Source organism: Nonomuraea sp. NPDC049141, from assembly GCF_040648415.1.
Lineage (GTDB): Bacteria > Actinomycetota > Actinomycetes > Streptosporangiales > Streptosporangiaceae > Nonomuraea.
The window spans coordinates 197,087-215,887 of record NZ_JBEZDR010000012.1 but is presented as its reverse complement, the minus strand read 5'-3'; the positions used below and the strand labels follow the sequence as shown (position 1 = coordinate 215,887).

General features: G+C 70.0%; 14 protein-coding genes and 1 pseudogene. 8 read left to right on the top strand and 7 right to left on the bottom strand.

What is annotated here, in order from left to right:
• Positions 1-45: 45 nt before the first annotated feature.
• Complete coding sequence (locus AB0B91_RS34350) at positions 46-525, bottom strand: Lrp/AsnC family transcriptional regulator (protein WP_358328400.1); 480 nt, start codon at positions 523-525, stop codon at positions 46-48.
• 103 nt (positions 526-628) lie between these two features.
• On the opposite strand from AB0B91_RS34350, the gene hppD reads away from it, so the two are divergent.
• Entirely contained in the window at positions 629-1,738 is a 1,110-nt protein-coding gene (gene hppD / locus AB0B91_RS34345; protein WP_358328397.1) for a 4-hydroxyphenylpyruvate dioxygenase, read from the top strand.
• A 145-nt stretch (positions 1,739-1,883) separates the two neighbouring features.
• Positions 1,884-3,299 carry a M1 family metallopeptidase gene (locus AB0B91_RS34340; protein WP_358328394.1) on the top strand — a complete coding sequence of 472 codons (1,416 nt, stop codon included), beginning with the start codon at positions 1,884-1,886 and terminating at the stop codon, positions 3,297-3,299.
• A gap of 4 nt (positions 3,300-3,303) precedes the next feature.
• Here the strand turns inward: AB0B91_RS34340 and AB0B91_RS34335 are convergent, their stop codons facing one another.
• Positions 3,304-4,488, bottom strand: coding sequence for an FIST N-terminal domain-containing protein (locus AB0B91_RS34335; protein WP_358328898.1), 1,185 nt, complete (start codon positions 4,486-4,488; stop codon positions 3,304-3,306).
• 171 nt (positions 4,489-4,659) lie between these two features.
• Here AB0B91_RS34335 and AB0B91_RS34330 point away from each other — a divergent pair, with 171 nt between their 5' ends.
• From AB0B91_RS34330 to AB0B91_RS34320, 3 genes are all read left to right on the top strand, one after another.
• On the top strand, positions 4,660-6,051 hold the full coding sequence (locus tag AB0B91_RS34330) for a sigma 54-interacting transcriptional regulator (RefSeq protein WP_219534073.1): 1,392 nt from the start codon (positions 4,660-4,662) through the stop codon (positions 6,049-6,051).
• Between the two features lie 63 nt (positions 6,052-6,114).
• On the top strand, positions 6,115-6,867 hold the full coding sequence (locus tag AB0B91_RS34325; RefSeq protein WP_358328392.1) for a hypothetical protein: 753 nt from the start codon (positions 6,115-6,117) through the stop codon (positions 6,865-6,867).
• Positions 6,868-6,897: 30 nt separating this feature from the next.
• Complete coding sequence (locus AB0B91_RS34320) at positions 6,898-8,853, top strand: hypothetical protein (protein WP_358328895.1); 1,956 nt, start codon at positions 6,898-6,900, stop codon at positions 8,851-8,853.
• A gap of 28 nt (positions 8,854-8,881) precedes the next feature.
• Here AB0B91_RS34320 and AB0B91_RS34315 read toward each other — a convergent pair whose 3' ends face one another.
• The gene (locus AB0B91_RS34315; protein ID WP_358328389.1) at positions 8,882-9,304 is read right to left on the bottom strand and encodes a DUF6292 family protein; all 423 of its coding nucleotides are present in this window, start codon (positions 9,302-9,304) and stop codon (positions 8,882-8,884) included.
• A gap of 276 nt (positions 9,305-9,580) precedes the next feature.
• Between AB0B91_RS34315 and AB0B91_RS34310 the strand changes: the two genes are divergently transcribed.
• Positions 9,581-10,012 carry a hypothetical protein gene (locus tag AB0B91_RS34310; RefSeq protein WP_358328386.1) on the top strand — a complete coding sequence of 144 codons (432 nt, stop codon included), beginning with the start codon at positions 9,581-9,583 and terminating at the stop codon, positions 10,010-10,012.
• On the opposite strand, the gene AB0B91_RS34305 is transcribed toward AB0B91_RS34310, so the two are convergent.
• Positions 10,009-11,148: a cystathionine gamma-synthase gene (locus AB0B91_RS34305; protein ID WP_358328383.1), complete on the bottom strand. Its 1,140-nt coding sequence runs from the start codon at positions 11,146-11,148 to the stop codon at positions 10,009-10,011. The genes AB0B91_RS34310 and AB0B91_RS34305 overlap by 4 nt on opposite strands.
• Before the next feature lie 169 nt (positions 11,149-11,317).
• Positions 11,318-11,527 (bottom strand): hypothetical protein, encoded by a 210-nt coding sequence (locus AB0B91_RS34300; protein ID WP_358328380.1) that lies wholly within the window; start codon positions 11,525-11,527, stop codon positions 11,318-11,320.
• A 20-nt stretch (positions 11,528-11,547) separates the two neighbouring features.
• On the opposite strand from AB0B91_RS34300, the pseudogene AB0B91_RS34295 reads away from it, so the two are divergent.
• Positions 11,548-12,735 (top strand): annotated as a pseudogene (locus AB0B91_RS34295) (histidine kinase); the annotation flags it as partial.
• Here the strand turns inward: AB0B91_RS34295 and AB0B91_RS34290 are convergent.
• A complete protein-coding gene (locus AB0B91_RS34290; protein WP_358328378.1) occupies positions 12,658-16,413 on the bottom strand; it encodes a BTAD domain-containing putative transcriptional regulator in 3,756 nt (1,251 codons plus the stop codon). The pseudogene AB0B91_RS34295 and the gene AB0B91_RS34290 overlap by 78 nt on opposite strands.
• Positions 16,414-16,479: 66 nt before the next feature.
• Here AB0B91_RS34290 and AB0B91_RS34285 point away from each other — a divergent pair, with 66 nt between their 5' ends.
• A complete protein-coding gene (locus AB0B91_RS34285; RefSeq protein WP_358328375.1) occupies positions 16,480-17,337 on the top strand; it encodes an NAD(P)-binding domain-containing protein in 858 nt (285 codons plus the stop codon).
• On the opposite strand, the gene AB0B91_RS34280 is transcribed toward AB0B91_RS34285, so the two are convergent.
• Positions 17,334-18,704: a cystathionine beta-synthase gene (locus tag AB0B91_RS34280; protein ID WP_358328372.1), complete on the bottom strand. Its 1,371-nt coding sequence runs from the start codon at positions 18,702-18,704 to the stop codon at positions 17,334-17,336. The two genes, AB0B91_RS34285 and AB0B91_RS34280, sit on opposite strands and share 4 nt — an antisense overlap.
• Positions 18,705-18,801 lie beyond the last annotated feature (97 nt).

The window sequence follows — 18,801 nt, the reverse complement described above, 5'->3', positions numbered from 1 at the left end:
TAAGCGATCGGTACCGGTGCCTCATCCCCTCCCGCGATAGTACGACTAGCGCGTAACACGCTGCGGAACATTCGCCACCAATGGCAATACGCGGTAGGGAACAGGAGTGTCGAGGGCGATGATCGAAGAAGTCCTGAGAACACCCTGAACCTCGACGATCCGATCGATCACCCGCTGCAGATCGGCGTTCGTCCGGGCCACCACCCGGCAGAGCAGGTCGCTGCCGCCCGTGATCGTGTGGACCTCCAGCACCTCCGGAATGTGGGCCAGCCGGTGCGCCACCGGGTCGTGCCCGGCGACCTGCCTGATCTCCATCGTCACGAACGCGGTGACGTCGTAGCCGAGCGCCTCGGGCGATATGTCCGGCCCGAACCCGGTGATCACTCCCCTGTCGATCAGCCGGTCGAGCCGGGCCTGCACGGTGCCGCGGGCCACGCCGAGCCGGCGCGAGCACTCCAACACGCCCAGGCGCGGCTCGGCGGCCAGCAGCGCGATCAGCCGGGCGTCCAGTTGGTCGATCGTCATGGTGTACAGATCTCCCGATCATTCGCGGTTAAGACTATGCAGATTGTTCAGCCTACGAAGCTTCTGTTGCACAACTCGTCGAGGAAATTCGAGGATTGGTGCTATGAGCGATGTTTTTCCGGTCAATGGGATGGACGCCGTGGTGTTCGCCGTGGGCAACGCCAGGCAGGCGGCTCACTACTACTCGACCGCGTTCGGCATGCGGTTGACGGCCTATCGCGGGCCGGAGAACGGCAGCCGCGACGAGGTGGCCTACGTGCTGACCTCGGGGGGCGCCAGGTTCGAGTTCAGGGCCTCGATCCGGCCGGGGACCGACCTGGCCGGGCACGTCGCCGAGCACGGTGACGGGGTGATCGACCTGGCCCTCGAGGTGCCGGACGTGGAAGGCGCCTACCGGCACGCCGTCGAGCAGGGGGCGCGCGGGCTGGCGGAGCCGTACACGCTGGAGGACGAGCGGGGCAAGGTGGTGCTCGCGGCGATCGCCACCTACGGGGAGACGCGGCACACGCTCGTCGACAGGTCCAACTACAGCGGCGCCTACCTGCCCGGCTACGTGCCCGCCGAGCCGCTCGTCGCCCCGCCCGCGACCAGGACCGGGCGGCTGTTCCAGGCCATCGACCACTGTGTGGGCAACGTCGAGCTGGGCCGGATGGACGAGTGGGTGGAGTTCTACAAGAATGTGATGGGCTTCACCAACATGGCGGAGTTCGTCGGCGACGACATCGCCACCGAGTATTCGGCGCTGATGTCCAAGGTCGTGGCCGACGGGACCCGCAAGGTCAAGTTCCCGCTGAACGAGCCGGCCGTGAGCCGCAAGAAGTCGCAGATCGACGAGTATCTGGAGTTCTACCGCGGGCCGGGTGTGCAGCACGTCGCGCTGGCCACCAACGACATCCTGACCACGGTCGACCACATGCGCGCGGCCGGCGTGAGCTTCCTCGACACGCCCGACTCCTACTACGACGACCCTGAGCTGCGGAGCCGTATCGGGCAGGTCAGGGCACCGATCGAGGAGCTGAAGAAGCGCAGGATCCTGGTCGACCGGGACGAGGACGGTTACCTGCTGCAGATCTTCACCAAGCCGGTGCAGGACCGGCCCACCGTTTTCTTCGAGCTCATCGAGCGGCACGGCTCGCTCGGGTTCGGCAAGGGCAACTTCAAGGCGCTGTTCGAGGCGATCGAGCGGGAGCAGGAGCGCAGGGGCAATCTTTAACCCGCGCACGCACCTCCTCGACCTAGGCTGGATTCTGTTCGACCCCCGCGAGCAGGCTTTGCCCGGCAAAGCCGCGAAGACGGTCTGGTCGACGCCTGACTCCGCGTAGAATTCCGGTCACTTAGCGAAGGGGAGAGCGCAGCCTATGGGGTTTGACCAGCGCGTGGTCGCTTCGCTCGTGGCGCTTCTGAGCATGCTCGCCTGCGCGCCGTCCGAGGGGGCCATCGTCCCCGCGGCCTCAGGCAGCCGGCAGCCGAACGCGAGCATGGGCGCGCCCGGCATCGGCGACCCCGACTTCCCCTTCGACGGCAACGGCGGCTACGACGTCTCCCACTACGGCCTGGCGATCGGCTACACGCCGAGCAGCAAGCACCTCGACGGCGTGGCGACGATCAACGCCACGACCACGCAGCCGCTCTCGCGCTTCAACCTCGACCTGTCCGGTCTCGAGGTGAGCGATGTCACGGTCAACGGGGAGAAGGCCATCTTCTCGCGCACCGGCAGCGAGCTGAGCGTGCTGCCCGCGACGCCGCTCGGCGACAAGGCCGCGTTCACCGTCAAGGTGACCTACGCCGGGGTGCCCAAACCGGTGAAGGACTCCTCCAACCTGGGCACGTTCGGCTTCATCCCGACGCCCGACGGCGCGTTCGTGGCCTGCGAGCCCGACGGCGCCAAGACCTGGTACCCAGCCAACGACCACCCCGCCGACAAGGCGTCCTACGACTTCACCATCACCGTGCCCGAGGGCGTGACCGCGCTGGCCAACGGCGAGCAGGTCGGCGAGCCCACGACCGCGGACGGCAAGACCACGTTCCGGTGGCGCGAGAAGCACCCGATGGTGAGCTATCTCGCCACCGCCACGATCGGCAAGTTCGAGCTGCACAAGGGCCGCACGCCGGGTGGCATCCCCAACTTCGCGGCGGTCGATCCCAAGCACCGCGGCTCGCTCAACAACCTCTTCAACGTGTCGGGCGAGGTCACCGACTACTGGAGCAAGATCTTCGGGCCTTACCCGTTCTCCTCGACCGGCGGCATGATCGACGACTTCGCGGCCGGCTACGCCCTGGAGAACCAGACCAAGCCGCTCTACGGCGGCTTCGCCCCCGACCAGAGCATCATCGCGCACGAGCTGGCCCACCAGTGGTTCGGCGACAGCCTGAGCATCAAGCGCTGGCGGGACCTCTGGCTCAACGAGGGCTTCGCCACCTATGCCGAGTGGCTCTGGGCCGAGCACAAGGGCACCAACACCGCCGACCAGCTCTTCCAGACCTTCCACGCCCGCCCCGCGAGCGACCCGATCTGGAAATACCCCCCCGGTCGCGCCCAAGCCCGTGACCTGTTCAACGACTCGGTCTACACCCGGGGCGGGATGACCCTCCACGCCCTGCGCAAGGCCATCGGCGACGAGACCTTCTTCAAGCTGCTGAAGACGTGGACGGCCGACCACAAATACGGCTCGGTCACCACCGAGGAGTTCATCGCGCTGGCCGAGAAGCTCTCGGGCAAGGACCTGACCTCGCTGTTCAACGCCTGGCTCTTCACCGCGGCCAAGCCCGACTGACGGATCACGGGCTGCCCGCCCCGCCCGAGGGCGTGGAGAAGATCAGGACGGACGCCGTGAAGCCGTGCACGTGGTTCTGGCCACCGACCGGGCCGACCTCGCCCGCGGCGAAGAAGCCCGCGACCCCGATCGGCCCGAGCGTGTCGCGCAGCGCCACCGGATCGTGGTCGGCGGTGCCGAACATCGCCGAGCCCCGGCCGTTGCAGGAGAACAGCAGCGCGCCGTCGATCCGGCCGAGCTCCTCCCGGTGCGCGTCGAGCAGGTCGTAGAGGTCCTCGTCGGCCGTGGCCGCGTCGCGCACGTGGAAGCGCACGGTCCTGCCGACGTCCACGACGTCGCCGATGGCCACGCCCTCGCGTTCCGGGTCGATGCCGATCACGCCTCTGATGAGGAAGTCGCCTCGTTCGTGCCGTTCGGCGTACTCGTTCATGGCCACGCCGATCTGCAGGCCGGCGGCGACCAGCTCGCGGTCGTCCTCGTCGAGCTCGCTGACGATGTCCTCCAGCCGGGCCAGGGCGGGCTGGCCGGCCAGCTCCAGCAGCAGGTTCTCCTCGGAGCGGGTGACGACCATGGTCGGGCCGATCGGCCGGCAGCCCTGGCTGACCACCGTGCTGACCTGTACGGCGCCGCTGAGCAGCACGCCGATCGCGCCCTCGGTGTAGACCTCGCCGTCGGCGAAGAGCCGGACGGAGCCGCGGCCCCGGATCCCGTTGGCCAGCCCGCCGATCAACGGCAGGTTGCCCAGCACGTCCGCCGAACGCTCCACGAACGCGTCCGTGGGGAAGGTGTACGGGTCGGCCAGCAGGATCGCCACGTGATCGTCCGACGTCCGCTCGGGCAGCCCCACCACCACGAACCGGTCCTCGGCGGTCAGCGTCTCCAGCGCGAACGTGGTCAGCTCGGCCCCGTCCAGCGTGGCCGCCCACGCGCTCACGGCGGACGTCAGCTCGACCCCCTGCCCGTCACCGATCACGCCGGTGGCGCTGCATCCGATCACGTGGGCCTCGGGGGCCAGCCTCATCGCGCGCTCCCCCGCCCTGGCGACGTCGTCGGGGTCGTCGCCGCAGATGAAAAAGCACACCAGGTCCGCCTCGCCGCTGAGCCTCGACAGGGCCTGACCGACAGCACGCTCCGCGGCCTCCACCAGGTCGGACCCCACGGCGAGACCGTCGGCGAAACGGCTCGTCATCACAGCCACAGATCTCGCCTCCTCGGCGGGTCGAAGTTCCCTAGGAACGGATTCTCCCCAGTAAAGGGACAAGCACGCGCACGAACCGTCACGCAATAGTCAAGATCCGAAATCTCCGCCAGATGGGAAACTGTCTGCCGCAGTGGTCCCGGGGGACGTAGTCTCGATCCCGTGCATCAGCCTCTAAATCTCCGCGAGCTGCGAGAGAGCGGTCACGTTCATCGCACCGTGAAAGCAGAGGTCCGCGAAAATCTGCTGGCCAAGCTGCGAGCAGGTGAGCCCCGTTTTCCAGGCATCGTGGGCTTCGACGACTCCGTCCTGCCCCATTTGGAGCGGGCGCTACTCGCCGGGCACGACCTCGTCCTGCTCGGTGAGCGGGGCCAGGGCAAGACCCGACTCATCCGCACCGTTACCGGCCTGCTCGACGAGTGGACTCCGGTGGTCGACGGGTGCGAGATCAACGACCATCCGTACGCGCCGGCCTGTACGCGCTGCCTCGCGCTCGCCCGGGAGCTGGGCGACGAGCTGCCCGTGGCGTGGAAGCATCGCGACGAGCGCTACGGCGAGAAGCTCGCGACGCCCGACACCTCCGTCGGCGACCTGATCGGCGACGTCGACCCGATCAAGATCGCCGAAGGCCGGACGCTCGGCGACCCGGAGACCGTCCACTACGGGCTGGTGCCGCGCACCAACCGGGGTGTGTTCTCCGTCAACGAGCTGCCCGACCTGGCGGAGCGCATCCAGGTGTCGCTGCTCAACGTGCTGGAGGAGCGCGACATCCAGGTGCGCGGCTACAACCTGCGCCTGCCGCTCGACATCCTGCTCATCGCCAGCGCCAACCCCGAGGACTACACCAACAGGGGCCGGATCATCACCCCGCTGAAGGACCGCTTCGGCGCCGAGATCCGCACCCACTACCCGCTGACGGTCGAGGACGAGCTGGTACTCATCCGCCAGGAGTCCATGCCGGACATCGGCGCCGACATCCCCGAGCACCTGGTCGAAGTGATCGCCCGGTTCACCCGCCTGGTCCGTGAGTCCACGGCGGTCGACGCCCGCTCGGGCGTCTCGGCGCGGTTCTCGATCGCGGCCGCCGAGACCGCCATGGCCTCCGCCGTACGCAGAGCGGCGATCGCCGGCGAGGAGCAGGCCGTCGCCCGCGTCTGCGACCTGGCCAGCGTCGTCCACAGCCTGCGCGGCAAGGTGGAGTTCGAGGTCAGCGAGGAGGGCAGGGAGACCGAGATCCTCGCCCACCTGCTCCGCCGGGCCACGGCCGAGACGTTCAGGAGCCGGTTGGGCGGGATGGACCTGTCACCGCTGACGGACAAGTTCGCCGAGGGCAACCAGGTGGAGTCCGGCGAGCTGATCCCGGCCGCCGAGCTGCTGCGCCGCATCGGCCCGGTCAGCGGCCTGGCGAAGGTCATGTCGCGGCTGAGCATGGGCGCGGGCGAGGAGTCGCCCGGACACGCGGCGGCCGCGCTGGAGTTCGCCCTGGAGGGCCTGTACCTCATGCGCCGCCTGTCCAAGGAGGACCTGGACGGAGTCACCGTCTACCGGACGTGAACATTGGGGCGGTCTCGCGCGTCGAACGTGATGTTTTGATCACGCCGCCGGGGGAGACCGCCCATGCGTCCGCTCGTCTTTGCCATCGCCTTGTCCTTGAGCGCTTTCGCCGTACCCGCTGAGGCCGCCGAGGCCACTGGGACCACTGGGACCACTGCCACGAAGGCCGTGTACGGCTGGGCCTGGTCCACCGGCGGGACCGGGATCCGCATCACCCCCATGGCCGCCACGTACCGCAAGCCGCTCCACACGTTCAAGGCCATTCCCGGCGCCAGGGAGCTGCGGCTCGACTACGCCAAGGCCGCGTTCCGTCGGGTGACCGTCGCCTGCGACCTCAAGGAGACCGAAGGACGGGTGGCCCTCGACCGCAAGGGCCTGGGCAGCACCGTCTGCGGGCCGGGCGACCTGACCGCCGACCTGGCGTTCGGGCCCAGTGCCGTCCGCGTGGAGTACCGCGGCACCACGGCCGTCAAGATCAACGAAGTGCTCGCCAACCGGCCCGACCCGCGCACCGCCCGCGGTACGGTCAAGCGGATCGACGACACCACGGTCCTGTTCACCGGGGCGGGCAGGACGCTCAAGCTCGGCTACACCAACCTGATGACGTTCGGCAGGACCACCAGGCGCTGCGGCGACGGCTGGCTGGCCGGCAAGCCGGTCAACGCCGACAGGCACGGGCTCGGCAAGAAGCCGTGCCAGAGCCGCGACTTCACCAAAGCCCTCAAATCGGTCGGGCACCCGGTGCTCGTCCAGGTCGATTACGCGCCCCAGGTCAACGAACTCTCCGGGGTGCGTGAGGTATTTGGGGACGCGTAGGCCCGTATATCGGGTTAGCGTGTGTTCGTGATGGCCTACCGCTATGGCGAGTTCAACGATGGCCCCGACCCCCTCGCCCCGCCGTACGACGTGCGCGCCGCGCTCGACGAGATGGGCGACGCCATCCTGTCCGGCTCCACCCCCGTACACGCCCTGCGCGACCTGCTCAAGCGCGGGCTGCCCGGCGCCCAGGACCGCCGGGGTCTCGACGACATGCTCAGAGAGGTACGGCGCCGCCGCCGGGACCTGCGCGAGAGCGGCCGCCTCGACGGCACGCTGGAGAAGGCGCGGGCACTCCTCGACAAGGCCATCGGCCAGGAGCGGGCCGAGCTGTTCCCCGACCCGTCCGACGACGCGCGACTGCGCGAGAGCGAGCTCGACTCGCTTCCCGACGACACGGCCAGCGCGATCCAGCAGCTGACCTCGTACGAGTGGCGCTCCGCCGCCGCCCGGCAGACCTTCGAGGAGCTGCGCGACCTGCTGCGCCGCGAAGTGCTCGACAGCCAGTTCAGAGGGATGCGCGACGCGCTGGCCCAGCCGGACCCGGCGGCCATGGAACGCGTCCGGCAGATGATGTCGGACCTCAACGACATGCTCGACAAGGACGCCAAAGGTCAGCACACCCAGGCGGACTTCGAGGCGTTCATGAAGAACTACGGCGATCTGTTCCCGGAGAAGCCGCGCAACCTCGAGGAACTCGTCGACGTCCTGGCCCGGCGGGCCGCCGCGACCCAGCGCATGCTCGCCTCGATGACCCCGCGCCAGCGCGAGGAGCTGGCCAACCTGATCAACCAGACGCTCGACCAGGCCGGGCTCTCCGACCAGATGCGCCGTCTCGGCGAGGCGCTCCAGGCCCGCCGTCCCGACCTGGCCTGGGACACCCCCGACCGGCTCACCGGCGAGGAGCCTCTGGGCATGGGCGACGCCGTCACCGCTCTGGAGGAGCTGGCCGACCTCTCCCAGCTGGAGACCTCGCTCCGGCAGGACTACCCGGGCGCCAGGCTCGACGACATCGACGAGTCCGCGGTCCGCCGCGCGCTCGGCCGGTCGGCGGTCGACGACCTGGAGGCACTCAAGCGGATCGAACGTGAACTGGAGGAGCAGGGCTACCTCCTGCGCCGCCGGGGCAAGCTGGAGCTCACTCCCAAGGCCGTCAGGCGGCTCGGCGAGACCGCGCTGCGCCGGGTGTTCTCCTCGCTCGACGCGGGCCGGCGCGGCGACCACGACCAGCACGACGCGGGCTCGGCCGGCGAGCTGACCGGCTCGTCGCGGCCCTGGCGGTTCGGCGACGAGCAGCCGATCGACGTGGTCCGCACGCTGGTCAACGGCGTCCGCAACGGCGGCGTCCAGACGGAGTCGGGCGCGGTCCGGCTCTCCGTCGACGACTTCGAGGTGGCCGAGACCGAGCGGCGCAGCGCGGCGGCCGTCTGTCTGCTGGTCGACCTGTCGTACTCGATGGCCCTGCGCGGGACCTGGGCGGCGGCCAAGCAGACCGCGCTCGCCCTTCAGGCGCTGGTCGCCTCGAAGTTCCCGCAGGACGCCGTGCAGATCATCGGGTTCTCCAACTACGCGCGGGTACTGCAGCCGGACGAGCTGGCAGGTCTCGACTGGGACATGGTCCAGGGGACGAACCTGCACCACGCGCTGCTCATCGCGGGCCGGCACCTGGATCGCCATCCCGACTTCGAGCCGGTCGTGCTCGTGGTCACCGACGGCGAGCCGACGGCTCACCTGATGCGCAACGGGCAGTCGGCCTTCGAGTGGCCGCCGTCGAACGAGACGCTGGAGCTCACGCTGGCCGAGGTGGACAAGATGACGCGGCGGCGGGCGACGCTCAACATCTTCATGCTGGCCGGTGACGATCGGCTCAAGGAGTTCGTCGACGAGGTGGCGCGGCGGAACGGCGGGCGGGTGTTCTCCCCCAGCGCGGAGCGGCTGGGCGAGTACGTGGTGAGCGACTTCCTGCGGGTGCGCCGGTCCCGCTGACCCTCGGCGTCTTCAGGCGATCAGGTGGTCACGCCTCGACGAGGGGGGCGTAGAAGTCGAGCGCGACGTCGAAGCCGTCGCGGCAGTTGCGGTGGGAGCGGTAGCAGGGGCGCCACGCGGAGCTGGCGCCCACACCCACGCGGGCGTCGCTCAGCGCCGACGGCACGCGCTCGGGCCGGGGCAGCAGCCCGCCGCCCAGATAGCGGACGCCGTCGAGCTGGGTGTGCTCGCCGCGACCACCGGAGACGAAGCTCCCGAGCCGCCACCCGCTCTCCTCGTCCCACACCAGCGCGCTGCCGTCCGTCAGGCGGACGGTCGCGTCACGCGGCTCGCAGGGGCCTTCCCACCAGTCGGCGACCTCGGCTCCGAGCAGGTCGACGACCCGCTGCACATAGCCGGTCGGCTGCTGCAGCCACTCGTCGGTATACGGCTCGACATGCCTGACGGCCACGGACGGCACCCCCTTGTGCCCAGAAGGTAAGGAAAAAGCGACGGTTAGCAACCATACCCGCGCTGAACTTATTCCGTTGCCAGAGCGTCTAGTCATTACGGACGATATTTACGTCCCACACGGGGAAGGAGGGGTGTCTCATGATTGCCATGATTCTTCTGATCGTGCTGATGGTGGTCGCCATCGCGGCCACCGAGCTGATCATGCGTTGCTCCTCGGAAGGTAAACAGAGTGTCGAGTCCACGGGCGAGATCGTCGGGGACTAGTCTCCTTCGCATGTCGTCCCTGCTTCTCTGGCTGCACATCGGCTTCGCGATCTTCACGATCGGCCCGCTCACGGCGGCCACCATGGCGGCACCGCGCGCCATCCGAGGTAAGAACGTGCCCGTCCTGCAGAACATCCAGCGGACCACCCGGATCTACAGCATCGGTTCGCTGGGGGTGCTGATCTTCGGACTGGCCCTGGGCCTGTCCATCGGGGCCGGCGTGCTCGGCAAGTGGTACATGACGGCCTCGATGACGCTGTTCATCGTGGCCATCGTGCTGCTCGTCATCATCGACCGCGACCTGCGCACCGCCGTCCGGGTCCTCGAGACCGAGAACCCGGACGACGACGCCAAGGTGCAGAACGGCCGGATCGCCGCCATCAGCGGGCTGCTGTCCGTGATCTGGCTGGTGATCCTGTTCCTGATGGTCGTACCCGGTTAGCCGAGCGCCTGCTTGAGGTCGGCGAGCAGGTCGTCGACCGTCTCGATGCCGACCGACAGCCGCACCAGATCGCCCGGCACCTCCAGCGGCGAGCCGGCCGCCGAGGCGTGCGTCATCCTGCCCGGGTGCTCGATGAGCGACTCGACGCCGCCCAGCGACTCGCCCAGGGTGAACAGCTTCGCCCGGTTGCACACCGCGACGGCCTCTTCCTCGCCGCCCGCGACGCGGAACGACACCATGCCGCCGAACCGCTTCATCTGCTTGGCGGCCACCTCGTGCCCGGGGTGCTCGCCCATCCCCGGGTAGAGCACCTGCGTCACGCGCGGGTGCGCGAGCAGCAGATCGACGACCCGCTCGGCGTTGTCGCAGTGGCGGTCCATCCGGACGCCCAAGGTCTTGAGCCCGCGCAGCGTCAGCCAGGCGTCGAATGGGCCGGCCACCGCGCCCATCGCGTTCTGGTGGTAGGCCAGCTCGTCGCCGACCGCCTGGTCGGCCGCGATCAGCGCGCCGCCGACGACGTCGGAATGCCCGCCGACGTACTTGGTGGTGGAGTGCACGACCACGTCCGCGCCCAGCGCGAGCGGCTGCTGCAGATAGGGAGAGGCGAAGGTGTTGTCGACGACCAGCAGCGCCCCGTTGTCGTGGGCGAGCTGGGCGAGTGCGGCGATGTCGGCGATGCCGAGCAGCGGGTTCGTCGGCGTCTCCACCCAGACGATCCGCGTCTTCTGCGTCATGGCCGCGGCCACGGCGTCCAGATCGCCGAGCGGCACCGGGTCGTAGTGCAGGCCCCAGCGCTCGTTGACCTTCGCGAACAGCCGGTACGTGCCGCCGTACGCGTCGTTGGGGATGATGACGTGGTCCTGCGGCCTGCAGACGGTACGCAGCAGGGCGTCCTCGGCCGCCAGGCCCGACGCGAACGCCAGCCCGCGCGCGCCGCCCTCGACCGCGGCCAGCGCCTCTTCGAGCGCGGTCCTGGTGGGGTTGGCCGAGCGGCTGTACTCGTATCCGGAACGCAGGCCCCCCACGCCGTCCTGCTTGTAGGTGGACGTCGCGTAAATCGGCGGCACGACCGCGCCGGTCAGCGGGTCAGGCTCCTGACCTGCGTGGATCGCCAGAGTTTCGAAACCGTTCGTCATAGGCCCACGGTAACGGAAGCGGCCCGCGATCCGTTCCCCAACGGATCGCGGGCCGAGGCGGGCGCCGTCCCCAAAGCGCGCCCGCGTGACTCGCACGCCATGCCCGCACGAGCCAGGTCTGTCGTATTTTTCATTTCTGTTGTGCGGCAGGCCTGTTGTGCGTCAGGGCTCAGGCCGCTTGGGGCTCGTGCCTGTCGCCGCCCGCTCGGGGCGTCAGGCGCACCACGTCGGCGTTCGGCGCGGGCACCTCGATGTGGCGGCCGCTGCCGCCCTCCGCTTCCTCCCCGTTGATGCGGGAGAGCAGTACGGGGTCGGCCACCGCCAGCAACAGCCCGATGACCAGCCCGACACCCAGTAGTACGAACCCAATGAGAACCATTTCCCGTCCCCCTTCCGGACATGTACCAGCATCGTCGACGGCCCCCCGCCACCGCCTCCGCTGAAGGGCTGGTCCTCGGCGCTCCCCATCGGCCGAACGGTCGATACTCGCCGTCCGACTTCCGGCTTAGGCTTCCAGGAGTGGGGGAATCCAAGCGCGTCGTCTACTGGATCCGCCGGCTGAGCGAGATCGCCGCGATCGGCTGGCTGGCCATGATGCTTCTCGTGGACTTCGCCGTGGCCGCCACCAGGGGCGGCGTCCAGTGGGCGGTGGCGATCTGCGGGGTCGCGGGCATCGCGGCCGTCATCCTGCGGCGCCGTTTGCGGGTCGAGACGTTCGTCGCCGTGCTGGCCCTGTCGTTCGTCGTGTCGATGGTGATCGGCGTGACCGGGTTCGCCGGCGTGCCCGGCTCCGCGGAGACCGGCGCGCTGATCATCCTGACCATCGGCGTGCTCCGCCACGTCGAGCCGGTCAAGAGGGCCGCCGTGTTCGGGGGCGCCGCACTGGTCGCCCTCATGGCGGAGGGCATCGCGCGTGATCCCCGCAACGAGCTGATCTTCTCGTTCATGCTCTTCACCGCCTGGACGATGACCGCCGCCGTCGGCGGCTACCTCCGCTTCCAGCAGGAGCGCCGCAAGGAGGCCGTCCATTCCGTACGGCGGGCCGAACGCCTGGAGCTGGCCAGGGAGCTGCACGACCTGGTCGCCCACCACATCACCGGCATCGTCGTACAGGCCCAGGCCGCCCGTACGGTCGCCGACATGAAGCCCGACGCCGTGCTGCCCGCCCTCGACGCCATCGCCACCGCCGGCACGGAGGCGCTCACCTCGATGCGGCGCCTGGTCACCGTGCTGAGGACCGAGGACGAAGCCGACAGGCGGCCCGGCACGTCGCTGGCCGATCTGCGCCTGCTGACGGAACGGTTCTCGGCGAACGGGCCACGCGTCGCGTTCGAGATCGGGTCGGGCATCGACGACCGCACCCTGCCGCCGGAGGTCATGACGACGATCCACCGGGTGCTACGGGAGGCGCTCACCAACATCCGCAAGCACGCGCCGGGGGCCAGCTGGGTCGAGGCCGAGCTGCGGCGGTTCGATCAGCGCGTGCTGTTGCGCATCCGCAACTTCGGCTCAGCCGCCGACCCCAGGCTCTCCCGTCTGGGAGGCGGGTTCGGCCTGGTCGGAATGGCCGAACGGGTGGAGGCCCTGGGCGGCCGCCTCCACGCCGGGCCCGGCGCCGACGGCGCCTGGGAAGTGGTCGCGGAGTTTCCCGCGGCCTGAGGCGCGGGCCGCGTCGAACGCCTCCTCCCCCATCGCCCCGCGCAACCTGGCGGAGATCCGGTCGACGTCGGCGCGCTCGGGAACGGGCAGAGGCACACCTACCGCCTCTCTGAGCGCGCCCGCCACCCCGACCAATCCGGCCGCCTCCCGGTACTGCTCGGTCTGGTCGGCCTGCCTGCCCTGCTTGGCCTGCTCGCCCTGCTTGGCCTGCCTGCCCTGCTTGGCCTGTCCGTGCTGCTCGCCTTGCTCGGCCATGAGTGACAGTGCGCCTGCCAGGCCCTCCAGCGCGAGCGCGATCGCTCTGGGGTCTCCGGTGGTCTGGGCCGCCTCGTAACCATCCCGCTGCCTGGCGAGCGCCGTTCCGGCGTCGCCGCGCTGCTCGGCGGCGAAACCCAGTTCGGCCATGAGGAACGCGATGCCGGGCGTCCCCCGCACCTCCCGCAACCAGCCGAGCCACGGCATCAGGAGCCCCTCCGCCCGCTCGTACCTGCCCTGGCGCCTGGCGCTCAATGCCAGCCCGAGCACGGCATGCTCCTCCGCGGCCTTGTAGGACTGTTCCACGGCCAGCCGCCTGGCCCGCTCGTGGTAGTGGTCGGCCCGCTCGTACTGGCCCGCCAGGAGCGCCACACGGCCCAGTCCGGCCAGTTTGAACGCGACCTCGAACCCGAGCTCCTCCGCCAGCCGCAACTGCTCCACGCGCAATCTGGCGGCCTCGGCATAGTCACCACGTATCTCAGCCAGCCGGTCGAGCGCGTCCATGGCCTCCAGCTGCCCCCACCCGTCCCCCAGCTGACTGAACAACTCCAGACTCCGCCGACCGTCCCGCTCCATCGCGGTCAGATCCGCCCGGCCCACCGCCAGCTTCGCCCGCAGACTGAGCGCGGCGGCGATCCCCCACCGATCGCCAAGCACCTCGAACGCGGCCAACGCCCGGCTCACCGCCGCCTGATGCGCCGCCTGATCGCCGTACGCCCAGCGCACGTGGGTCAGAAACCAGTCGGCCAGTGCCCGCCCCTCAACATCGAGCCCCGCCTCCCGCACCGGCGGCGCCACCTCCCCAACCGCCAACGCCATCCCCGCCAGCCACACAGACGCGACCGCCGCCTCACCGACGGGTCGGTCGACAGCGGGGGCGCTGGTGACAAGCGGACCACTCACAGACGGATCGGCCGCAAACGCGACGCCGACGGGCCGACCCGCCGCGAACGAACTGGCGGCGGGCACGCCGATGGCAAGCGGGCCGGTCATAGGCAGGCCACTCGCGGACGCATCGGTCACGGACGCGTCCGTGGAGGGCCGGTCCATGGTGAGCGAGGTGGTGGCGGGGCGGTCCGGCGGGCGTGGGGTTGGTGTCGGGGTGGTTCTGGAAAGGGCGGTGGCCAAGGAGCGGCGAGCCTCACCCATGCGGCCGCGTAGGAACCAGTACCAGGCGAGGGCGTTGACCAGGCGTAGCGGTTCCGGGCCCGACAGGGCGAGTCGGAGGTTGGCGGTCTCGGTGTCCAGGCGTTCGAGCCACTGCCTCTGTCCTGGGCCGCGCAGGTCCGCCCGTTCGGCCAGCGACGTGTAGTAGCGGGCGTGACGAGCGGCGATCCGCCCGTGCTCTCCCGCCTCAGCCAGGCGTTCGGCGCAGTAGGCCGCGACCGATTCCAGCAGCCGGTACCTGGGGCCGGTGGTCACCACCACCAGCGAGCGGTCGACCAGCCGAGCCAGTACGTCCACCACGTCCACGCCGGGCTCGGCACAGATCGTCTCGGCCGCCTCCAGCGTGCACCCGTCCGCGTGTACGGCAAGCCGCCGCAGCACGACCCGCTCGTGGCCGGACAGCAGGTCCCAGCTCCAGTCGATCACTGCCCGGAGCGTCCGCTGCCTCGACGGGGCGTCCCGCATGCCGGAGCTGAGCAGGCGGAACCTGTCGTCCAGCCGCTCGGCCACCTCCCGTACGCCCAGCGCACGCACCCGAGTCGCGGCCAGCTCCAACGCCAGCGGGATGCCGTCGAGCCGCCTGCAGATGGTCGCGACCGCCTCGCCCACCTCGTCCCGGCCGTCCAGCTCGTTCGCCCTGCTCGGCCAACTGGTCGCGTCAGTCGCGGCAGGCCCCATCGTCGCGGTGGTCGCGGTGGTCGAGGTGGTCGCGGTGGCCTCGGTGGTCGTGTCAAGCGTGGTGGTCGGGTCCGCCGCAGTGGTCGCGTGTGGTTCGTTCGGTTTGAGGTCGGCGCGGGCCGTGAAGAGGCGTACGGCGTCGGGCTCGGTCAGTGGTGGCACCACGTGGACGCGTTCGCCGGTGACGCAGAGCGGTTCCCTGCTCGTCGTCAGGACCCGTAGCCCCGGGGCGGCCCGCAGCAGCGCCGACACGAGCGCGGCCGCCTCCTCCACCAGGTGCTCGCAGTTGTCGATCACGAGCAGCGCCCGCTTGGCCGCCAGGGCGGTCGCCAGCCTCGGTGCCAGGGGCGCGGCGTCGTCGTCGCGTACGCCGAGGACGTCCGCGACCGCCTCAGCCACGTCGGCGATCCCGCCCAGCTCCACCAGCCACACCCCGTCGGGGAAGGCGGGGCTTTCGTCGAGGATGGAGCGGGCGGTTTCCAGGGCGAGGCGGGTCTTGCCGACGCCGCCAGGGCCCGTGAGCGTCACCAGGCGGGCGGTGTTCAGCAGGTCGCGGAGCTGGGCGAGCTCGGCGTCTCTGCCGATCAGCTCCGTGAGGGGGGTCGGCAGGTTGGAGTGGGGCGGCCGGGCGGTGAGTGAGGGGTCCTGGCGGAGGATGGCCTCCTGGAGCGCTGCCAGCTCGGGTGTGGGGTCCAGGCCCAGTTCCCGCGCGAGCCGCTCGCGTAGATCGTCGTAGCTGGCCAGGGCCTCGCCTTGGCGGCCGCCCCGGTACAGGGCTGTCATGTGCTGGGCTCGGAGGCGTTCGCGTAGCGGGTGCTGGGCGACCAGGTCGGCCAGGTCTACGTCCTCGCCCAGCGCCAGCCGTACCTCTGCCTGCTCTTCGAGCGCGGACAGGCGCGCCTCCTCCAGGCGCGCGATCTCCGGGCGGAGGAACTCCTCGTCGGCGAGATCGGCGTACGCGGGGCCGCGCCACAAGGTCAGAGCCTCGTGGAGCTGAGCGGCCCGCTCATGCGGGTCGGCGGAACGGCGGCCGGCGAGCTCGAGGAAGCGGTCCGCGTCGACCGCGATACGGAAGCGACCAGCATCACCACCCGCCCCGAAACGGCCCAAAGCGTGCCGACCCTCGGAGCGGTCCGCGTCGCGCCACCGGTCCCGAAAAGGGTCCGGCCCGACGTGGAAGGCGTCCGCCCCGGCGTGGAAGGCGTCCGGCTCAGCCGGTGAGGGGTTCGCGACGGTAGCCAGGCGGTAGCCGGCCGGGGTGTGGACGATCGAGCCGGAGCCGCCGAGCACGCGGCGGAGCTGGGAGACGCGGGCCTGAAGGGTGCCGACGGGGTTGCGGGAGGGCCGGTCCCCCCACAGGTCGTCGATCAGCCGGTCCATCGAGACCGGGCCGCCCCCGTGCGCCAGGAGGTCGGCCAGCAGCGCCCGCATCCTGGGCTCCGTCACCTCGATCCGCCGGCCGTCGTCCGTCCAGACGGCCAGCGGCCCGAGTACCCCGAAACTCACCACGCCAGGGACAACCCGTAGCGAGGCGGAAGGATTTCCGTAGGGGGACATCCGAGGCTGTGGGTCATGAGTCGAGTGACAGTGATCGGAATGGGCCCGATGGGGTCGAAGATGGCGGAGACGTTCCTCGCGGCGGGCCACGAGGTGACCGTGTGGAACCGTACGGCGAGCAAGACAGAGCCCCTGGTGAACAAGGGCGCCCGGCGGGCGGCCGAGGCGGCCGAAGGCGAGTTGCTGGTCATCAGCCAGGTCAGCTACCAGGCCATGTACGACAGCCTGGGCGACGCGCGGCTGGACGGGAAGGTGCTGGTCAACCTCAGCTCCGGCACCCCGGAGGAGCTGCGTGCGGCGGCGGGGTGGGTGGCCGGGCGGGGCGGCACGCTCGTCACCGGAGGGATCATGGTGCCGCCGCCCGGCATCGGCCTGCCCATGGCGTACACCTTCTACAGCGGCCCCAAGGACGCCGTCGACCGGCACGCGGAGACGCTCAAGTCGCTGGCCACGATCACCTACGTGGGCGAGGACCAGGGCCTGGCGATGATGTACTACCAGGCGCAGTTGCTGATCTTCTGGTCCAGCCTGACCAGCTACATGCACGCGCTCGCGCTGCTCGGCACGGCAGGAGTGGCGCCCGGGGACTTCCTGCCGTTCGCCAGGGAGACCTTCACGCAGCTCGGAGGTGACGGGCCGATGGGGTTCGCCAAGATCCTGGCCGAGGAGGTCGAGGCCGGGGTGTACCCGGGCGAGCTGAACTCCCTGCGCATGCAGGCGGTCGGCCTGGGCCACGCCGTCCACGCGCTGAAGGACGCCGGGCTGGAGATCACGGTGCCGAACGCGCTCAAGGAGCTGTTCGAGCGCGCCGACGCCGAGGGGCGCGGCCTGGAGGGGCTCGGCACCGTGATCGAGTCGATCAGGAAGCCCTAGTGGTTGGCGAGGAAGGCGAGCAGGTCCTGGCGGGTCAGTAGCCCGGCGGGCTTGCCGTCTTCGAGCACCACGGCGGCGTCCGCCTTCTCCAGCGCCTCCACCGCGCGCGCCACCGATTCGCCGCTGCCGATCATCGGCAGCGGCGACGACATGTGCTCGGCGATCGTGTCCTCGGAGGAGAGCCGGCCGCGGTAGAGGGCTTCGAGCAGGTCGCGCTCGACGATGGAGCCGACCACCTCGGCCGCCATGACCGGCGGCTCCTCCTTCATCACCGGGAGCTGCGACACGGAGTATTCGCGCATGATGGCGATGGCCGTGCCGACCGACTCGTGCGGGTGCACGTGCACGAACTCCGGCAGGCCCGCCCCCTTGCGGTCCAGTACGTCACGTACCAGGCCCTCCTCGGACGGGGTGATCAGGAAGCCGTAGTCGGCCATCCAGTCGTCGTTGAAGATCTTGGACAGGTAGCCGCGCCCGCCGTCGGGCAGGAGGACGACCACCACGTCGTCGGGCCCCGCCTTGGCCGCCACCTCCAGCGCCGCCACCACGGCCATCCCGCACGAGCCGCCGACCAGCAGGCCCTCTTCGCGGGCGAGCCTCCGGGTCATGTTGAACGAGTCCTTGTCGGACACCGCGATGATCTCGTCGCAGATCTTCGTGTCGTAGGTGGCGGGCCAGATGTCCTCGCCGACGCCCTCCACGAGATACGGCCGGCCGGAACCGCCCGAGTAGACGGAGCCCTCCGGGTCGGCCCCGATGATCTTCACGCGGCCCTGGGAGATCTCCTTGAGGTAGCGTCCGGTGCCGCTGATCGTGCCCCCGGTGCCGATGCCCGCCACGAAGTGGGTGATCCGGCCCTCGGTCTGCTCCCACACCTCGGGTCCTGTCGAGTAGTAGTGGGAGTCGGGGTTGTTGACGTTGGAGTACTGGTCGGGCTTCCAGGCGTTGGGCACCTCGCGGGCCAGCCGGTCGGAAACCGAGTAGTAGGAGTCGGGGTGGTCGGGCGACACGGCGGTCGGGCAGACCACGACGTCGGCGCCATAGGCGCGCAGCACCGCGATCTTGTCCTGGGCCACCTTGTCGGGCACCACGAACAAGCACTTGTAGCCCCGCTGCTGGGCCACGAGGGCCAGGCCCACACCGGTGTTGCCGGACGTCGGCTCGACGATCACGCCACCGGGAAGGAGCTCCCCCGACGCCTCCGCCGCGTCGATCATGCGGACCGCGATGCGGTCCTTGACCGAGCCGCCCGGGTTGAAGTACTCGACTTTGGCGAGCACCTGGGCGGTCAGGCCAGCGGAGACCTTGTGCATCCTGACGAGCGGCGTATTGCCCATCAACTCGACCAGGGAATCGTAAACGCGCACCGAGGTGTTCACCTTCTTTGCCGAAGCTTGGTCAGCTTGCCGAAGGCCGAGATCCCGTGGGGGTGGCGAGCGCTCGGCTAGTTTTCAAGCAAACGCT

Excerpts from the sequence above, each read along its gene's own strand:
- AB0B91_RS34350 (WP_358328400.1), bottom strand. The coding sequence starts at position 525 with ATGACGATCGACCAACTGGACGCCCGGCTGATCGCGCTGCTGGCCGCC.
- hppD (WP_358328397.1), top strand. The coding sequence starts at position 629 with ATGAGCGATGTTTTTCCGGTCAATGGGATGGACGCCGTGGTGTTCGCC.
- AB0B91_RS34340 (WP_358328394.1), top strand. The coding sequence starts at position 1,884 with ATGGGGTTTGACCAGCGCGTGGTCGCTTCGCTCGTGGCGCTTCTGAGC.
- AB0B91_RS34335 (WP_358328898.1), bottom strand. The coding sequence starts at position 4,488 with ATGACGAGCCGTTTCGCCGACGGTCTCGCCGTGGGGTCCGACCTGGTG.
- AB0B91_RS34325 (WP_358328392.1), top strand. The coding sequence starts at position 6,115 with ATGCGTCCGCTCGTCTTTGCCATCGCCTTGTCCTTGAGCGCTTTCGCC.
- AB0B91_RS34320 (WP_358328895.1), top strand. The coding sequence starts at position 6,898 with ATGGCCTACCGCTATGGCGAGTTCAACGATGGCCCCGACCCCCTCGCC.
- AB0B91_RS34310 (WP_358328386.1), top strand. The coding sequence starts at position 9,581 with ATGTCGTCCCTGCTTCTCTGGCTGCACATCGGCTTCGCGATCTTCACG.
- AB0B91_RS34305 (WP_358328383.1), bottom strand. The coding sequence starts at position 11,148 with ATGACGAACGGTTTCGAAACTCTGGCGATCCACGCAGGTCAGGAGCCT.
- AB0B91_RS34300 (WP_358328380.1), bottom strand. The coding sequence starts at position 11,527 with ATGGTTCTCATTGGGTTCGTACTACTGGGTGTCGGGCTGGTCATCGGG.
- AB0B91_RS34285 (WP_358328375.1), top strand. The coding sequence starts at position 16,480 with ATGAGTCGAGTGACAGTGATCGGAATGGGCCCGATGGGGTCGAAGATG.